The following is a 15,738-nucleotide window of genomic DNA, read 5'->3' as shown; positions in this document are numbered from 1 at the left end:
GTTGGCGGTGTCCAGGTCAGGGGATGAGCCTTCACCCGCAACCACCAGGTCATCCAAACGCAGCAACCTATCGCTGTACCGTCGAAGGTATGAGCCTGTTGGGTGACCTCGGCGGGGTCCGCGACGCCGTGGGCCGCGCGCTCTTCGGCCTGGTCGCAGGCCCGGACGGCGCCGACAACAGGGCTCGCATCCATGACACGCCCGGCCCGCGCTGGTTTGCCGATGACAGCCCGATCAGGCGGGTGCACGCAGACGCCTCGATGTTCGTCGGCGGTCTGCGCGCGCTGCTCTTCCAATCGCTGCATCCGCTCGCCATGGCGGGAGTCGCCGAACACTCCGACTACCGCGGCGACCCGTGGGGCCGCTTGCAGCGCACGAGCACCTTCCTCGCGGTCACCACCTTCGGTACCGAAGCCGATGCGCAGCGTGCGGTGGACAAGGTGCGAGGAATTCATCGGCGAGTCCACGGCGTAGCGCCGGACGGCACGCCCTATTCCGCGTCGGATCCCCATCTGTTGGAGTGGGTGCACATCGCCGAGGTGGACAGCTTCCTGCTCGCCCACCAACGCTACGGTGCTGACCCGTTGGATCAGGACGGCCGCGACGGTTACGTCGCCGACGCCGCCCGTGTCGCGGAGGCACTGGGCGTAACCGACCCCCCACGCACCGAACAGCAACTGCGGGAACGGATTTCCTCCTACCGTCCTGAGCTACGGGGAACTACGTCTGCACGGGACGCGGCCCGGTTCCTGTTGTTGACACCGCCGCTGCCGTTGGTGGCGCGGGCACCCTACGGCGTTCTGGCCGCCACCGCGGTCTCGATGCTGCCGGCATGGGCTCGCGCGCCGCTGTGGCTGCCGTATGTTCCGCCGGTAGAGGCCACCGTCATCAAGATGGCGGGCAATGTTGTCGTCGGCGGCATTCGATGGGCGATGACGCCGGCGCGGGTGGCCGATGAATCGGTGGCCTGAGCCCGAAAAGCCCGGGCCGAGACAGGAATCGGTGTGGGACTATCCTCGCCCACCCCGGCTGGAGCAGTTCGCCGGTGCCATCACCGTCGAACTCGGCGGCGACACGATCGCGTCGACGACCCGAGGGTGGCGTGTCCTGGAGACCAGCCATCCGCCGACCTATTACCTGCCGCGGGAATGCTTCGCGGATGGCGTACTGCGACCGGCGCCGGGATCCTCCTGGTGTGAATGGAAAGGCCAGGCGAGTTACCTTGACCTGGTGACCAGCACCAAACGCGCGCAGAGTGCGGCTTGGACGTACCCGCACCCGACAGCCGGCTTCGAACCGATCGCCGGTGCCATCTCCGCGATGGCTGCCGCCGTCGACCGCTGCACCGTCAACGGTGAAGTCGTCGTCCCGCAGCCCGGCGGCTTCTACGGCGGATGGGTGACGAGCTGGATCACAGGGCCGTTCAAGGGCATTCCCGGATCGATGGGCTGGTGATGGTTGACGACGTGGAGTCGTGGCTACTGGACTCCGACCCGGCCCTTCGCTGGCAAGTCGAGCGTGACATCTCCCACGATCCCCCTGCTGTCTGGGAGGCCACCCGAACAAGAATCGCGACAGAAGGATTCGGTGCGCGCCTCCTTGCCCTGCAGGAGCCTGACGGTCTGTGGGCAGGCGGCGCCTTCTTTCCCGCGGGCTTCGACTTCGCCGCTGATGAGGACGGCCAACCCTGGACGGCGACCACGTGGGTGCTCAACGATCTGAGGGAGTGGGGGCTTGACGCCGCGGTCCTGCGCGGGCGCCGCACCGCCGAACTTCTTGCGGAGAATGCGCGCTGGGAATACGACGACCTGCCGTACTGGGGCGGCGAGGTCGACTGCTGCATCAACGCATGGACACTCGCCAACGGTGCGTGGCTCGGCGCCGACATCACCGACATCGTGCATTGGTTCGTCGAACATCGGCTTTCCGACGGCGGCTGGAACTGCGAATGGGTCGACGGCTCCGTACGATCGTCGTTTCACTCAACGCTCAACGCACTCAAGGGTTTACTCGCCTATGACGTCGCCACCGGCGGGACTGCCGCGACGAGGGCTGCCCGACGGGCCGGTGAGGAATATCTCCTTCAGCGTGGGCTGTTTCGCCGGTTGTCGACGGGCGAACCCGTCGGGCCATGGGTAAGCCATTTCGGATACCCGTTCCGTTGGAAGTACAACGTGCTCAACGCGGCCGGCTACTTTCGTGAGTCGTCGCTTCTCGACGGTGCGACACCCGACCCGCGCATGGCCGAGGCGATCGAGATCATCCGTGCCGCGCGCCAGCCCGACGGTACGTGGCACCAGGCCGGACGACCACCAGGCCTGGTGTGGTTCGAAACCGATGTGGCAGAGGGTGAGCCATCAAAATGGTTGACCCTGTGCGGCACTCGAGTTCTCGACTGGTGGGATGGCGCGACCCGACAACGGCCTTCCGCTGCGTCGAACGTGCGACCTGTGCGAATTGAGGGCTGATTTATCGGGGTGGATGCACGTTCGACGCTGTTCACACCGCGGCGCGGGGTCGTGCAGGAGGAACCGCGGTCAGGAGCGTTCGGGTGTACTCCTGCTCGGGGTCGTCGAACAGGTCGCCGGCAGGTCGGTACTCGACCGCCGCGCCATCGCGTATGACGAGTACGTCGAGGCTCATTCTTCGTTGGATGACCGCGAGGTCATGTCCGATGAACAGGTAGGTCAGGTGCAGGTCGAGAACACGCGACTGGGGTCGTCGCGTTGCGCAACGGGCGGGGTTCACCATTTACATTGAATGCTCTATGATTTTCATCCATGGCCAAACCGCCACTGTCGATGACGCCGACCGGATGGTTCCAAGTCGCCTGGTCAGACGAGATAAAGGTCGGCGACGTGCACACCATGAAGTACTTCGGCCGCGAGTTGGTCGCCTGGCGTGCACAGTCCGGTCAGCTGACCGTCATGGACGCCTACTGCGAGCACCTTGGCGCTCATCTCGGATACGGCGGACACGTGGTGGGCGAGGTTCTGCAGTGTCCGTTCCATGGATGGCAGTGGAGCCAAGAGGGTCGCAACGTCTGCATCCCGTATCAGGATCGACCGAATCGCGGCAGGCGCATCCGCACGTTCCCGGCCGTTGAACGCAACGAGTCGATCTACATCTGGCACGACGTCGACGATCGCGACCCCTACTTCGAGGCACCCGATATCTTCGCGGGGTTCTCCGATGGCAGTAGCGCCTCCGACTACTACCCCCAACAGCGGCTGTACCGCGAGACCTTGGAGATGCATCCGCAGTACGTGCTCGAAAACGGCGTCGACTTCGCGCATTTCAAGTTCGTGCACCAGACTCCGATCGTTCCGGTGTTCACCCGCCACGATTTCGACGGGCCCTTGTCCTACGTGGATTTCACGATCACCTTCGAAGGCGACGAGAACCAGACGATCGACGACGTCCGCAGCGGCGTGGAAGCCATCAACGGCGGTCTCGGCATCGCGGTGACGAAGAGTTGGGGGATGGTCGACAACCGGACCATCTCGGCGATCACACCCGTCGACGACCGCACGTCCGATGTCCGCTTCATGGTCTACATCGGCCGCCGTCCCGGCGACGACTCGCCGAGGGCAGAGGCAAAGGCCCGCGATTTCGGGGACGAGATCATCCGGCAGTTCACCCAGGACATCCACATCTGGTGCCACCAGCGCTACTCGGATCCGCCCGCGCTGGCCGGCGCCGAGCAGCAGGGCTTCACTGCCATTCGCAACTGGGCCAAGCAGTTTTACCCCGACGGGATCGGCGGCAGCGCCGCCGAAGTGTATGCACAGAAAGGTCGAACCGAATGAGCCGCACCGACAAGCCGATTCGTGTGTTCCAAGTAGCGACGGGCAACGTCGGTTCCGAGATGATCAAGCGCATCGCCGATCAGCCCGACCTGGACCTGATCGGGGTGCACTGCTACTCACCGGAGAAGATCGGCAAGGATGCAGGCGAGCTGGCGGGCGTGGCTCCCAACGGCGTGAAGGCCACCGGCACCGTCGAGGAGATCATCGCGGCCGATCCCGACGTGCTGACGTTTCACGGCGTCTTCCCCGATGAGGATCTCTACGTGCAGGTGCTCGAGGCGGGTATCGACATCGTCACCACGGCCGACTGGATCACGGGGTACCACCGCGATACCAACCACCCGCACCACTCCGGCAAGAAGGTCACCGACCTGCTGGCCGAGGCGTGCGCGAGGGGCGGCTCGACGTTCTACGGCACCGGCATGAACCCCGGGCTCAACCAGATCCTCGGCGTCGTGTGCTCCGCCGACGTCGCCGAGATCGAGAATGTCACCACCATCGAGTCCGTCGACGTGTCGTGTCACCACAGCAAGGACACCTGGATCGAAGTCGGTTACGGGCTGCCCGTCGACGACCCGAGTATCCCCGGCAAGCTGAGGAAGTACACAGAGGTTTTCGCCGACAGCGTGCTGATGATGGCCGACTGCTTCGACCTGGAACTCGACGAGGTCAAGTTCAGCTACGAGTTGGGTGCGTGCACCAAGGATGTCGACCTTGGTTGGTACACGCTGCCCAAGGGATCGCTTGGCGGCAACTACATCCGTTACCAGGGCATCGTCGACGGCGTGCCGAGGGTGGAGACGCACCTCGAGTGGCAGATGACCCCGCATACCGATCCGAGCTGGGATATCAAGGGCTGCTACATCACTCAGATCAAGGGTGACCCATGTGTGTACAACAAGCACATGATCTTCCCTAAACCAGGTGTCGATCTGTCGAATCCGGACAACTTCGCCTCGATCGGCATGACGGTCACCGGGATGCCCGCCCTTGCGGCGATCAGATCGGTGGTCGCCGCCCCGCCGGGACTCGTGACAAGCGCGGATCTGCCGCTGCGCGGTTTCGCAGGCCGTTTCAAGCTGTGAGGCCGCTCAAGCGACGCTGAGTTCGAGATGCTCGAGTCGACGCACGAGCAGGCTAGGAAGCCACCGCCCGGTCGCCCAAGCTTGGAACCACGTTGTGCGCTCGAGTAGTCGCCCGATGACGATTCTGGCCTCCATGCGAGCCAATGCGGCGCCGACGCAGAAGTGCGCGCCCTTGCCGAACGATATGTGCGCCTTTCCGCTGGCGCGGTCAAGCCGAAAGTCGTTGGCGTTCTCGAAATGCGACGGGTCCCGGTTAGCCGCACCCCACAACAGGAGAAGGCGTGACCCCGCAGCGATGTCGACGCCCGCGAGCGAGGTGTTGTTGAGCACATGCCGATAATGGCCACGGAACGGAGGCTCGTATCGCAGTACTTCTTCGAGGAATACCGCCAGCAGATTCGGACTTTCGCGTACCCGCCGCTGAAGGTCTGGTCGGGTTGCAAGGAGATAGGCGGCAGATCCGATCAGCGATGCGGTCGATTCACCGCCGGCGCTGAACAGGGTCGCCATCATGTTCAGGGCCGTCACATCCGCCAATTCGCCTGCGGCGCAGGCCAACGCGATTTCGCTGAAAAGGTCGTCCTTCGGGTCGGCCGCTGCTTTTGGGAAGTGATCGATGATGTAGCCGGCGAGCTCCATCACCGCGAGGCCCGCAGCCGTGAGCTCTTCTGGATTGATAAGGCCCTCCACGACTTTGGTTGCCGCGTAGCCCCATTGCCCGAGCTGATCGATGTCTTGGTCTGGGACGCCGATCAATCGACCGACCACCATCATCGGCAGCCGATTGGCCATCGCCGACATCCACTCGATGACCCCGTCGTGCACGCCTTCGTTCCACAGGAGGTTTTCGGTCACGCCGACGAACGACTCCAGTGCGTTGATCCGCTTTGCCGCCAGTTGGGGCACCAACAATTTTCGGTGCACCGCATGCGCCGGGTCGTCGGCGGTGGCGAGCGCCTGCATCTCCGCGCCCAGTTCGCCCATCGGAAACGCGCCTACTCTGCCGCCCTGATACGTCATCGTCGCTGTGAGATTCGACGAGAAGTCCTCCGGTCGGGAGATGACGTCGTTGACCGCGTCCCAGCCGCACACTGCATAGAACCCGGACTCGCCGACAGGGTGAACCGCCCCGCTGTCGAGCATGCGTTCGTACAACGGGTAGGGGTCCTGGACGAATCGATCCTCGAACAGGTCGAGGCCGAGGCGACCGTGGTGTGCGCGCATCCGTCAAGGCTGATCCCGGTTGGCGGACCGCGTCAACGATGTCAGGTGAAGTTGAAAACTGCAGGTCCGCCGCCATCAGGCCTGTCGTCTCACGCCGCGACGGCAACCTGCGGCGATGGTGAGAATTCTCGTCATATTCGTCTCATCATGAGATACTTGGCGCCATGTCTCGCAGCGACTGGCTAGTCGGCGGCGACCGGCGCAGCGCGGCCGCCGAACGCATCTACGCCGCTGCGACCGAACTGGTCGCGAGCGACGGGATCGATGCGCTCGACATCGACACGCTGGCGTCACGGGTGCATTGCTCACGCGCGACGATCTACCGGTGTGCAGGCGGCAAACGTCAGATCCAGGACGCCGTCATCCAGCGATCGGCCGCGCGGATCGCCGGACAGGTGCGAAATGCCGTCGACGGCCTGACCGGCTCGGAACGGATCGTCGCCGCGATCACCGTGGCGCTGCGGGAGATCCGCTCAGATCCGCTCAGACAGTCGATGTTCAGCGCGATTCGTGGCGCGGAGGAGCGCGCGTGGCTCACCGAATCACCGATCGTCGCCCGACTCGCCGCCGACCTCAATGGGCTGACCGACGACGACACCGAGGCCGGACAGTGGATCCTGCGCGTCGTGCTGGCCCTGGTGTATTGGCCCGTCGGCGATGCCGAACTCGAACGGAATATGGTCGACCGGTTCATCTCTCCGGCATTCGCCACGTGAATAGAATCGAATCCACAATCATGGCCAGCAACATCTCGCCGCGTCGACCCGTCAACGGGAAACAACTCCGTGCGGACCGCACCCGGGCGATGGTGATCGACGAGACCGTGCGCTGTGTCATCGAAGAGGGCTTCAACGCCTCGAGCGCCAAACACATCACGGAGCGGGCAGGTGTGACGTGGGGAGTGATTCAGTACCACTTCGGCGACCGTGACGGCTTGTTGATGGCCGTGGTGGACCAAGGATTTGGCCAGCTCCTGGAAACGCTGCGCGGCATGGAACCGGAATTGACCTCGACGGCCGGGCATGCGAGGGCCGAACTGGTGGTCAACGCGGTGGCCGACGCGTTCTTGAGCCCGACATCGATTGCCGCACTGGAGATTCTGATCGCGACGCGCTCCGGCCGCGCCGACGTCGACCAGCAACATCTCCTGGAATTGTTTTCAACGCTCACCCGCCTCGGCCGATATGTCGCCGACGGGCTGGAGCCCGGCCGCGCCGATGCGGTCGGCAATCTCATCTGGACCACGTTGATGGGGGCGATGGTCGCCAAGATGGCGGTGCCGGGACCTGTCGACGTCAGCCGTGAGCTACATGCGCTGACCGATGTGATCGCCGCCTACGTCGATCACCATCGGGTGAACTAGAAGCAGGTCGAACCAGTTCTTCGTGAGCGTCGATGGCGCCGGCGTCGTGAGGACGCTGGTGGTTGTCGTCACGGCGGGTACGGAGTTCGGACTCGGTGCCGTGCCGGAATCGCTTGAGCCACAGGATGGCAGCAGCGCGAGTGTGCTCAGCGCCGCGCACAGGTCTGTTGGCCGCCCTACTGCTCGGCCGCATCCTCGAGAAGCCGCGTGGTGATCTTCTGTGCATCGTCGCTATCGTCGACGTCGCAGGAGAAACCCTCGACGATCAGGTTCGAGACGACGCCCATCGCGTGTTGGCATGTCCCGGTTAGGGTTCCGCTGACCTCAGCCTTCAGCGAGATTGTCCGCTCGTTGACGTCTTCGACCGTGTCGGGCACCCACGGGCCGTCCTCGACCTCGATGTCCTTCACCTGCGCGCACTCACGCCACTTTTCCTTGGACGAATCGAAGAACTCGACGGCGTCATCAGCGTTGTCGAAGAGCACGAGCGTCTGCTCGACGAGGCGTCCGTCGTCGTCCCCGCTGGCCTCGATGAGCAACTCGTCACGAATGGCGGTCCACTCCGTGGCGTCGTAGACGGCGTCCTCGCCTGGATAGATCGCGCCAAGACAATCGAGGTCGGAAACCAAGTCGGCGTTGTCGTTCATCTCCTCGGCCGAGTAGAGCGACTCCACCTCGACCCCGGTGATTTTCTCCAGGTCGCTCCTGCTGAGCATCAAGCTGTCGAGCGCCGACTCTTCGAGCGCCGGCACATCGTCCGTCGGCACCGAGGAGCGAGACTTGACGGCTTCGCCCTGCACCATGCTGGTGCAGCCCGTCGTCATGACGCCGAAGGCGACAGCCACACAGAGCGCGAACATCGACACCGGCCTGGTCATGGCGGGAGTCTAGAAGACATGCAGGCACTTCGCCTCGGTGATCGCCAGACCGTGGCCGATCCTTGATGCCGATCGGCGGCACTGTGATACTCCTTGCAATGGCCTGAGGAGGGGACATGGGGACGACTGCTCGTCTACTGAGCATTGCCGTCGTGCTGGCGGGCGTGGGTCTGGGCACCGCGAGCCCTTCATCGGCGGATCAAGTGATGGAGGGCATCTACACCTTCAACGCCGAGGGTTCGCCTCCTGCGGAGTGGACGATCTACCCGCTGTGTACACCAACCGTGGGTGACCTTCGCGAGCCGCTGGAATTGCCGGTGGCCTGCAAGCTGAAGGTCGTCAGCGCGACCCCGGGCAAGTACACGTTCGAGTTGACCAACCTGAACTGGGGCGGCGACGCCAGACTCACCGAAGGCCAGTGGGCCCTCACGACGAACAAGGCCGAAGGGTTTCGGTGCGCGGACGGCAGCACCGCACCCACCGTCGACACCTACAAGTTCGACGACGCGACGCTGACCGGCACCCACACGTCGCTGCACAACGCGGTCTGCGGCGCGGCGGCGGGCATGACCAAGACGCCGTTCACCCTGGCGTTCGCCAGACCACTGCCGATCCCCGTAGAGCGTTACCCGCTGGTGTGCGAACCGGCAGGCAATCGCCTGTGCAGGTGACAACGGCTATACCGTGAAGCCGCCGTCCACATTCCAGTTGGCGCCGGTGATGTATCCGGTGTCGCGGCCGGCCAGATAACCCACGACGCCCGCGACGTCGCTGGGGTGACCGTAGCGGCCCATCGCCATGAGTTCCTTTGCAGACTCGGCGAATTCGCCCTCATCCGGGTTCATGTCGGTCGCGATCGGACCAGGCTGCACATTGTTGACCGTGATGCCGCGGGGCCCGAGTTCACGGGCCAACCCACGCGTCAGGCCCGCGACCGCGGCCTTCGTCATCGCATACGCGGCCAGCCCGGGTCCGGGCACGCGGTCGGCGTTGATGCTGCCGATGTTGATGATGCGCCCGTCGCTGTCCAGATGCGGAACCGCACGCTGAATCGCGACGAAGACCGCGCGCACGTTGATCGCCAGCTGTCGGTCGAACTCATCGAGACTGAACGACTCGATGTCGCGCAGGACGGCCACCCCGGCGTTGTTGACAAGAACGTCGAGGCCACCGAGCTGGGCCACCGCGTCGTCGACCGACTTCGCGACCTGTTCGGCGTCGGCGCTGTCGGCCTGGATCGCCACGACCTTTGCGCCGTTGGCGGTCGCCTCGGCGACCAACTTCTCGGCCTCCGCGGCGGACCTACCGTATGTGAAGGCAACGGAGGCGCCGTCGGCGGCGAGGCGCCGCACGATTTCGGCGCCGATGCCGCGGGAGGCGCCTGTGACCAGCGCCCGGCGACCTTGCAGGTTTGTCATAGTGCGTTAAAGCTAACCCACGGATCAGAAATTCCCACCTGCATTAGGGTCAGCGATTGATGAGTCCGCAATCCCGGCCCGAGCGCTACCAAGGCCGAAGGCGGGGTCGTTAAACGGGAACAACTGGAGGTAGCGGATGACCAAGCGAATTGTGGTGTGGGGCACCGGCTTTGTCGGCAAGATGGTGATAGCCGAGGTCGTCAGGCACCCCCTGTTCGAGCTGGTCGGCGTCGGAGTGAGCAGTCCCGACAAGATCGGTCGCGATGTCGGTGAGATCTGTGGCCTTCCCGCCCCGCTCGGCCTCACCGCAACCGACGACATCGATGCGCTGATCGACCTCAAACCCGATGCACTTGTGCACTACGGCCCGACCGCTGCGCACGCCGACGACAACATCGCGCTGATGACCCGCTTCCTGCGGGCAGGTATCGACGTCTGCTCGACGTCGATGACGCCGTGGGTGTGGCCGACGATGCACCTGAATCCGCCGAATTGGATTCAACCCATCACCGAGGCATGCGAGCTTGGCGAAGCGTCCTGCTTCACCACCGGCATCGATCCCGGCTTCGCCAACGACCTCTTCCCGATGACGCTGATGGGTCTGTGTTCGGAGGTTCACACCGTGCGCGCGTCGGAGTTGCTGGACTACACGAACTACACGGGCGACTACGAGCGGGAGATGGGAATCGGCAGGCCGCCAGAGAAGAAGGCGATGCTGGAAACCCCCGACATCCTTGTGTTCGCCTGGGGCGGAACGGTTCCCATGATCGCGCACGCCGCGGGCATCATGCTCGACGAGATCACCACCACATACGACAAGTGGGTGACTCCGATCGAACGCAAGTCGGCCAAGGGCGTCATCCCGGCCGGCAACGTCGCCGCGGTGCGGTTCACCATCAACGGCGTTTACCAGGGCGAAAGCCGGATCCAGCTGGAACACGTCAACCGCATCGGCGATGATGCGGCCCCCGATTGGCCGACCGGCAACCAGAACGACGTGTACCGCGTCGACATCGAAGGCACGCCAAGCATCTTCCAGGAGACGGCATTTCGGTTCACCGATGGCTCCGGCCGCGATGCTGCGGCCGCGGGTTGTCTCGCGACCGGCATGCGTGCACTCAACGCGGTACCGGCAGTGAATGACCTGTCGCCCGGCTGGGTGACGCCGCTGGATCTACCCCTTATTGCCGGGGTCGGCACCATTCGCTGAGTAACGCCTGACGCTCCATGCGAGATGGACGATAAGGTGGCCGCGAGATTGGATTGAGATGGCTGATGGGGTAGGGCTGTCGGTTGGTGCCACCAACCTGACGGCGGTAGTGGTAAATCGGGCGGCGGTGACGCGGTCCGCTGTGGTGACCCTGTTTCCGAACCGGTCACTCGAGGTCGGGTTGCCCGGTGAGAATCCGCGGCTGAACAGCGAAGAGCGCGGGCTGGTCATCACCGGTTTCGTCGACCGCGTCGGAGATCCGGTGGGCATTGTCGCCTCCGACGGCAGCACCCACCGTGGTGAGGTTCTCCTTGCAGAAGCGCTGCTCGAGATGCTCTACGACGTGACCAATGGGCGGGCCACCACCGACCCCATCGTGGTGACGTACCCGGCGCACTGGCGTCCGGCGACGGTGGAAGCGCTGCGCGGTGCCCTGTCCCAGATGCGGGAGTTCGCCGGTGTGGCGATCATCTCCGACGCGACGGCAGCTGTCGCGGCGTTGCACGACGATCCCGGACTGCCGACCAGCGGGATGGTCGCCGTATGCGACTTCGGCGGCAGCGGGACGAGCATCACGTTGTTCGACGCCGCCAACGGCGCCGAACCGATCGGCCAGACGATGCGCTACAGCGAACTGTCTGGTGACCTGATCGACCAGGCGCTGCTGACGCAGGTCCTGGCGGGGATCTCCGACGCCGGGTCCGTCGACGTGACGGGAACGTCTGCGATCGGCCCGCTGACTCGGCTACGCACGCAGTGCCGAGCGGCCAAGGAACGACTGTCCACCACTGCTGCCACGTCGCTCGCCGCCGAGCTGCCGGGACATCGCGGCGAGGTCCGGCTGACCCGCAATGAGCTCGACGAGGCGATCCGAGAGCCGCTCAACGGGTTCGCGGGCGCTCTGCAGGAGACGCTTGATCGCAACGGTGCACGTGGGCTGGCCGCCGTCGCATCCGTAGGCGGAGGCGCGCGCGTACCCCTGATCACGACGACGCTGTCCGAGCACTTCGGCGTGCCGGTCATCACCACCGCGCACCCCGAGCTGACATCGGCGATCGGTGGCGGGCTCCGGGCCGCCCGTGGCACCGCTGAAGAGGGCGCGACGGCCTTGGCCGAAGCGGTCGCCCCACCCACCGCCGCAGCCGCCGCCGTGGCGGCCACCCAGATGGCGCCCGAAGTCCACGCGGACGAGCTCGGGTCCGGCGGCTCGTCGGGGTTGGCATGGTCTGAGGCCGACGACGTTCCCGATGTCGTCGCCCCGACCGACCCTTACGACTACGGCGGCGCCGCCGCCACCGACGCGATGGGCGGCCCGCGTCCACAGATGCAGTTCGAGCCGGAGACGGGCCCCTACGAGACCGATAAGCGGACGATGCCGTTCGGTCTGCTGGTCGGGGGCCTGGTCCTGGTACTACTGGCCGTCGCGTTGGCGGTTTGGTTCGTGCTACGCAGCAACGAGAGCGCTCCGTCGCCGTCGTCGACGACCGTGAGCACGACGACTCCGTCTGCGCCGCCGACGTCGGAAGCGCCGCCACCGCCGGCATCGGAGGCGCCGCCACCGCAGCAGGAGGAGCCGCCCGTCACGCAGACGATCACGCAGGTACCGGAGACGGTCACGCAGACTCAGGAGCCGCCTCCGCCGCCGCCTCCAACGAGCGAGGCGCCGCCGCCGTCGTCGGAGGCACCGCCGCCGGCCCCGGAGTCACCGTCGTCGCCGTCGACGCCGCCGCGGCTGATCCCGACGCTGCCGTACTCGACCATCCCGGGCCTGCCGTTCGTTCCGAACCCGATCCAACCGGCGCAGCCCTAGGCTCACGTTCATGACCGAGACGGACGGCCTGCTGTTCAACCCGAACACCTACGATCCCGAGCAGTTCGACGGCGAGACCCGACGGTTGCTGCGCGCGACCATCGACTTCTTCGAAGGTCAGGGCAAGAAGCGCCTTCTCGACGACGACCTGAAGGTGGTTTGGCCAGCCGACTTCGTCGACTTCGTGAAGCGCGAGAGGCTGTTCGCGACCTTCCTGACGCCGTCGGAGTTCGCCGACGGCGACCCGAACAAGCGCTGGGATGCGGCCCGCAACGCGGCGCTGTCGGAGATCTTCGGGTTCTACGGGCTGACCTACTGGTACACCGAACAGGTCACCATCCTCGGGCTCGGGCCGATCTGGCAAAGCGAGAACAAGGACGCCAAGCTCAAGGCGGCGGACGATCTCGAGGCGGGCGAGGTGATGGCGTTTGGGCTGTCCGAGCGCGAGCACGGCGCCGACGTCTACAACACCGACATGGTGCTCACCCCGGCGAGTGAGGAGGACCGCACAGCCGGAATCCTCTACCGGGCGACGGGGGAGAAGTACTACATCGGCAACGGCAACGTCGCCAGCATGGTCTCGGTGTTCGGCCGCCGCGGCGACGCCGAGGGCCAGGACGGGTATGTGTTCTTCACCGCCGACAGCGCCCACGAGAACTACCACCTGATCGACAACGTCGTGCACATGCAGATCTATGTGAGTACGTTCAGGCTGGAGAACTATCCGGTGCGCGCCGAAGACATCCTGCATACCGGCGTGGAAGCCTTTGCGGCCGCACTGAATACCGTCAACATCGGCAAGTTCAACCTGTGCACGTGCTCCATCGGGATGGTCGAGCATGCCTTCTACGAGGCGATCACGCACGCACAGAACCGAGTTCTCTACGGCAACCCGGTGACCGACTTCCCCCATGTGCGGGCAACGTTCGTCGACGCCTACGCGCGCATCGTGGCGATGAAACTGTTCAGCCAGCGCGCGGTCGACTACCTCCGCAGCGCAAGCCTCGACGACCGGCGCTACCTGTTGTTCAACCCGGTGACCAAGGCCAAGGTCACGATGGAGGGCGAGACGATCGTTCGCGCGCTACACGATGTGGTCGCCGCCAAGGGATACGAGAAGAACACCATGTTCCGCGAGGTGGCACAGCTCATCGGGGCGCTACCGCGGCTGGAGGGCACCGTGCACGTGAACGTCGGCTTGGTGCTGAAGTTCATGCCGAACTACATGCTCAACCCCAAGGAGTATCCGCAGATCCCGACCCGCAACGATCCCGCCGACGACGTCTTCTTCTGGAATCAGGGACCGACGCGTGGGGCGGGCAAGGTGCAATTCGCCGACTGGGCGCCGGCCTACGAAAGGCATCTGGGCATCCCCAACGTCGCCCGCTTCTACGAGCAGGCGCAGGCGTTCAGGCAATTCCTGCTCACCGCGGCCCCCGATGCCGACCAGCTCAAGGACCTGGACTTCCTGCTCGACGTCGGGCACCTGTTCTCGCTGATCGTCTACGGGCAGCTCATCCTCGAGCAGGCGGAGCTGACCGGTGTCGACGACGACATCGTCGACCAGATCTTCGATTTCCAGGTTCGCGATTTCAGCGCGTATGCCGTTGCCGTGCATGGCAAGTCGAGCTCCACGCAGGCGCAGCAGGACTGGGCGATCGGCGCGATCCGCAAACCGGTATCCGACGCGGCACGCTTCGGCCGCGTGTGGCAGCGGGTAAAGGCCCACGACGGCGCCTACGAGATGCGCCCATGACGGCCCGCTACGCGGTTCTCCGGTAGACCGGCAGCCACCGCATATCGGCCGGCTTCGGGTTCATTTCGTCCTTCGTTGCTTCGTCAGCACCAGCTTGGCCAAGGGAATCTGCATCTGCTCCGGTGCGGCGGCCAGCCTTTCGGCGATTCCGACCTCCAGCCGATCGAAGAACTGTGCCGACCGAGGATCGTTGCGGCCCCCTGCCAGCGCTGTCACCAGCGTCGGAAACACCGACGCCCTGACAAAGGCGGCCCACAGCGCGCCGAAAGCGCTTGCGTCGTGGTCGACTTGATACTGCATCCAGAATCGGTCGTCGGCGTTGAACACCTCGAGATGTTCGACGGACAGCTGCTCGAACCGGCCGGAGGGCGCGAACGGGGCCAGGAAGTCCGTCTCTCGCCGCCCAACGGTCGGCAGGCACATGCGCCGCACTTCGTCCTCGGTCAGCAGGCCGTCGGCAACAAGCTCGGACAGCACGTCGACCAGTGCGCCGAGCAGCGGCCGGTGGCCGAACTCGCCGTGCTCGTCGAGTGCCATGGTCAGCACCACGAGTTGCCCACCGGGACACAATTCGCGGCCACGGAACGCGACGAATTCGTGCCAATCGTGTGCGGCCTGCTTGGCGTACGCCGCACGCACGCCTTCGTCGGCGCTGTAGGCCACCTGCACATGGTCGGGGATCGGCCCAGGGATTCGGCTCAGCCACTGGATCGCCCAAGACGACCAGCCAAGGTGCACGCTGTTGGACGGGATGATCTGGCTGTAGAAGGAGCGCCCAACGGCGGAAGCGAACGTCGCGGCATCCTTGCGCAGATACGTATCGTGGTCCTCGGCCAGCGTTTTGAACATCACGGTGAAGTTGTTGTCCGGCACATCTGTGTGCACGACCAGGATCGAATGCTCCGGACGAGTCCGGCTGCGCAGCACCGGCAGCGCCGCGGAGATGGGCAGCAGCGAGTTGTGTCCGGTTGACGCGCCGTAGTCGGCGATGACGATCGGCTGCGGCTGCCTGGGAAGCGGCACCGTCTCGGCGGCCTGCTCGAAAAGCGCTATCGCCGGACGCAATCCAGCCGCCTGCAGCCGCGACGTGACCGAATACTTCGCACTGTCGATCGGCTCGGGCCGAACCACCACGCTCGACTCGGGTACGGCCGCCGACGGCTTCTCGGGCATGACCACAACGGT

15 protein-coding genes and 1 pseudogene are annotated in these 15,738 nt (G+C 65.0%); 11 read left to right on the top strand and 5 right to left on the bottom strand.

The annotated features are described in order from the left end of the window. Window positions 1-89 precede the first annotated feature (89 nt). Genes D6M19_RS10175 through D6M19_RS10165 form a run of 3 tightly spaced genes read left to right on the top strand, consistent with a single transcriptional unit; the run spans window position 90 to window position 2,468 of the window. Window positions 90-971, top strand: a complete 882-nt coding sequence (locus D6M19_RS10175; protein WP_123025094.1) for an oxygenase MpaB family protein — start codon at window positions 90-92, stop codon at window positions 969-971. Then, entirely contained in the window at window positions 955-1,455 is a 501-nt protein-coding gene (locus D6M19_RS10170; protein ID WP_123025093.1) for a DUF427 domain-containing protein, read from the top strand. The genes D6M19_RS10175 and D6M19_RS10170 overlap by 17 nt, the downstream gene beginning before the upstream one ends. Further along, window positions 1,455-2,468: a squalene cyclase gene (locus D6M19_RS10165; protein ID WP_123025092.1), complete on the top strand. Its 1,014-nt coding sequence runs from the start codon at window positions 1,455-1,457 to the stop codon at window positions 2,466-2,468. The genes D6M19_RS10170 and D6M19_RS10165 overlap by 1 nt, the downstream gene beginning before the upstream one ends. A gap of 31 nt (window positions 2,469-2,499) precedes the next feature. Here D6M19_RS10165 and D6M19_RS10160 read toward each other — a convergent pair. Continuing rightward, window positions 2,500-2,700, bottom strand: a pseudogene (locus D6M19_RS10160) (glutathione ABC transporter ATP-binding protein); the annotation flags it as partial. An 80-nt stretch (window positions 2,701-2,780) separates the two neighbouring features. Here D6M19_RS10160 and D6M19_RS10155 point away from each other — a divergent pair. Together D6M19_RS10155 and D6M19_RS10150 are read left to right on the top strand one after the other, a co-directional pair. Beyond that, the gene (locus D6M19_RS10155; protein WP_123025091.1) at window positions 2,781-3,809 is read left to right on the top strand and encodes a Rieske 2Fe-2S domain-containing protein; all 1,029 of its coding nucleotides are present in this window, start codon (window positions 2,781-2,783) and stop codon (window positions 3,807-3,809) included. Further along, window positions 3,806-4,894, top strand: a complete 1,089-nt coding sequence (locus D6M19_RS10150) for an NAD(P)H-dependent amine dehydrogenase family protein (protein ID WP_123025090.1) — start codon at window positions 3,806-3,808, stop codon at window positions 4,892-4,894. Before D6M19_RS10155 ends, D6M19_RS10150 begins: the two co-directional genes overlap by 4 nt. 6 nt (window positions 4,895-4,900) lie before the next feature. Here D6M19_RS10150 and D6M19_RS10145 read toward each other — a convergent pair whose 3' ends face one another. Then, a complete protein-coding gene (locus D6M19_RS10145) occupies window positions 4,901-6,118 on the bottom strand; it encodes a cytochrome P450 (protein ID WP_123025089.1) in 1,218 nt (405 codons plus the stop codon). A 164-nt stretch (window positions 6,119-6,282) separates the two neighbouring features. On the opposite strand from D6M19_RS10145, the gene D6M19_RS10140 reads away from it, so the two are divergent. Both D6M19_RS10140 and D6M19_RS10135 read left to right on the top strand, forming a co-directional pair. Then, window positions 6,283-6,834 (top strand): TetR/AcrR family transcriptional regulator, encoded by a 552-nt coding sequence (locus tag D6M19_RS10140; RefSeq protein WP_123025088.1) that lies wholly within the window; start codon window positions 6,283-6,285, stop codon window positions 6,832-6,834. Between the two features lie 20 nt (window positions 6,835-6,854). After that, on the top strand, window positions 6,855-7,481 hold the full coding sequence (locus D6M19_RS10135) for a TetR/AcrR family transcriptional regulator (RefSeq protein WP_123025268.1): 627 nt from the start codon (window positions 6,855-6,857) through the stop codon (window positions 7,479-7,481). A gap of 176 nt (window positions 7,482-7,657) precedes the next feature. Here the strand turns inward: D6M19_RS10135 and D6M19_RS10130 are convergent, their stop codons facing one another. After that, window positions 7,658-8,359, bottom strand: coding sequence for a sensor domain-containing protein (locus D6M19_RS10130; protein WP_123025087.1), 702 nt, complete (start codon window positions 8,357-8,359; stop codon window positions 7,658-7,660). A 116-nt stretch (window positions 8,360-8,475) separates the two neighbouring features. On the opposite strand from D6M19_RS10130, the gene D6M19_RS10120 reads away from it, so the two are divergent. Then, window positions 8,476-9,030, top strand: a complete 555-nt coding sequence (locus D6M19_RS10120) for a hypothetical protein (RefSeq protein WP_123025086.1) — start codon at window positions 8,476-8,478, stop codon at window positions 9,028-9,030. Window positions 9,031-9,036: 6 nt separating this feature from the next. Here D6M19_RS10120 and D6M19_RS10115 read toward each other — a convergent pair whose 3' ends face one another. After that, window positions 9,037-9,777: a 3-oxoacyl-ACP reductase family protein gene (locus D6M19_RS10115; RefSeq protein ID WP_123025085.1), complete on the bottom strand. Its 741-nt coding sequence runs from the start codon at window positions 9,775-9,777 to the stop codon at window positions 9,037-9,039. Window positions 9,778-9,913: 136 nt separating this feature from the next. Between D6M19_RS10115 and D6M19_RS10110 the strand changes: the two genes are divergently transcribed. The 3 genes from D6M19_RS10110 to D6M19_RS10100 are packed head-to-tail and all read left to right on the top strand — an operon-like array spanning window position 9,914 to window position 14,553. Then, complete coding sequence (locus D6M19_RS10110) at window positions 9,914-10,987, top strand: NAD(P)H-dependent amine dehydrogenase family protein (protein WP_123025084.1); 1,074 nt, start codon at window positions 9,914-9,916, stop codon at window positions 10,985-10,987. A gap of 58 nt (window positions 10,988-11,045) precedes the next feature. After that, window positions 11,046-12,797, top strand: coding sequence for an Hsp70 family protein (locus D6M19_RS10105; RefSeq protein ID WP_123025083.1), 1,752 nt, complete (start codon window positions 11,046-11,048; stop codon window positions 12,795-12,797). A 10-nt stretch (window positions 12,798-12,807) separates the two neighbouring features. After that, the gene (locus tag D6M19_RS10100; protein ID WP_123025082.1) at window positions 12,808-14,553 is read left to right on the top strand and encodes an acyl-CoA dehydrogenase family protein; all 1,746 of its coding nucleotides are present in this window, start codon (window positions 12,808-12,810) and stop codon (window positions 14,551-14,553) included. A 60-nt stretch (window positions 14,554-14,613) separates the two neighbouring features. On the opposite strand, the gene D6M19_RS10095 is transcribed toward D6M19_RS10100, so the two are convergent. After that, window positions 14,614-15,726 (bottom strand): class I SAM-dependent methyltransferase, encoded by a 1,113-nt coding sequence (locus D6M19_RS10095; protein WP_123025266.1) that lies wholly within the window; start codon window positions 15,724-15,726, stop codon window positions 14,614-14,616. Window positions 15,727-15,738 lie beyond the last annotated feature (12 nt).

The organism is Mycolicibacterium stellerae, assembly GCF_003719305.1.
Classification (GTDB): Bacteria; Actinomycetota; Actinomycetes; order Mycobacteriales; family Mycobacteriaceae; genus Mycobacterium; species Mycobacterium stellerae.
Note: the sequence above shows the minus strand (reverse complement) of the source record. Positions and strands in the feature narration are given on the sequence as shown.

Coding starts and splice junctions, on each gene's coding strand:
- D6M19_RS10170 (WP_123025093.1), top strand. CDS start 955: ATGAATCGGTGGCCTGAGCCCGAAAAGCCCGGGCCGAGACAGGAATCG.
- D6M19_RS10130 (WP_123025087.1), bottom strand. CDS start 8,359: ATGACCAGGCCGGTGTCGATGTTCGCGCTCTGTGTGGCTGTCGCCTTC.
- D6M19_RS10095 (WP_123025266.1), bottom strand. CDS start 15,726: ATGCCCGAGAAGCCGTCGGCGGCCGTACCCGAGTCGAGCGTGGTGGTT.
- D6M19_RS10155 (WP_123025091.1), top strand. CDS start 2,781: ATGGCCAAACCGCCACTGTCGATGACGCCGACCGGATGGTTCCAAGTC.
- D6M19_RS10110 (WP_123025084.1), top strand. CDS start 9,914: ATGACCAAGCGAATTGTGGTGTGGGGCACCGGCTTTGTCGGCAAGATG.
- D6M19_RS10105 (WP_123025083.1), top strand. CDS start 11,046: ATGGCTGATGGGGTAGGGCTGTCGGTTGGTGCCACCAACCTGACGGCG.
- D6M19_RS10115 (WP_123025085.1), bottom strand. CDS start 9,777: ATGACAAACCTGCAAGGTCGCCGGGCGCTGGTCACAGGCGCCTCCCGC.
- D6M19_RS10165 (WP_123025092.1), top strand. CDS start 1,455: ATGGTTGACGACGTGGAGTCGTGGCTACTGGACTCCGACCCGGCCCTT.
- D6M19_RS10150 (WP_123025090.1), top strand. CDS start 3,806: ATGAGCCGCACCGACAAGCCGATTCGTGTGTTCCAAGTAGCGACGGGC.
- D6M19_RS10140 (WP_123025088.1), top strand. CDS start 6,283: ATGTCTCGCAGCGACTGGCTAGTCGGCGGCGACCGGCGCAGCGCGGCC.
- D6M19_RS10120 (WP_123025086.1), top strand. CDS start 8,476: ATGGGGACGACTGCTCGTCTACTGAGCATTGCCGTCGTGCTGGCGGGC.
- D6M19_RS10135 (WP_123025268.1), top strand. CDS start 6,855: ATGGCCAGCAACATCTCGCCGCGTCGACCCGTCAACGGGAAACAACTC.
- D6M19_RS10175 (WP_123025094.1), top strand. CDS start 90: ATGAGCCTGTTGGGTGACCTCGGCGGGGTCCGCGACGCCGTGGGCCGC.
- D6M19_RS10100 (WP_123025082.1), top strand. CDS start 12,808: ATGACCGAGACGGACGGCCTGCTGTTCAACCCGAACACCTACGATCCC.
- D6M19_RS10145 (WP_123025089.1), bottom strand. CDS start 6,118: ATGCGCGCACACCACGGTCGCCTCGGCCTCGACCTGTTCGAGGATCGA.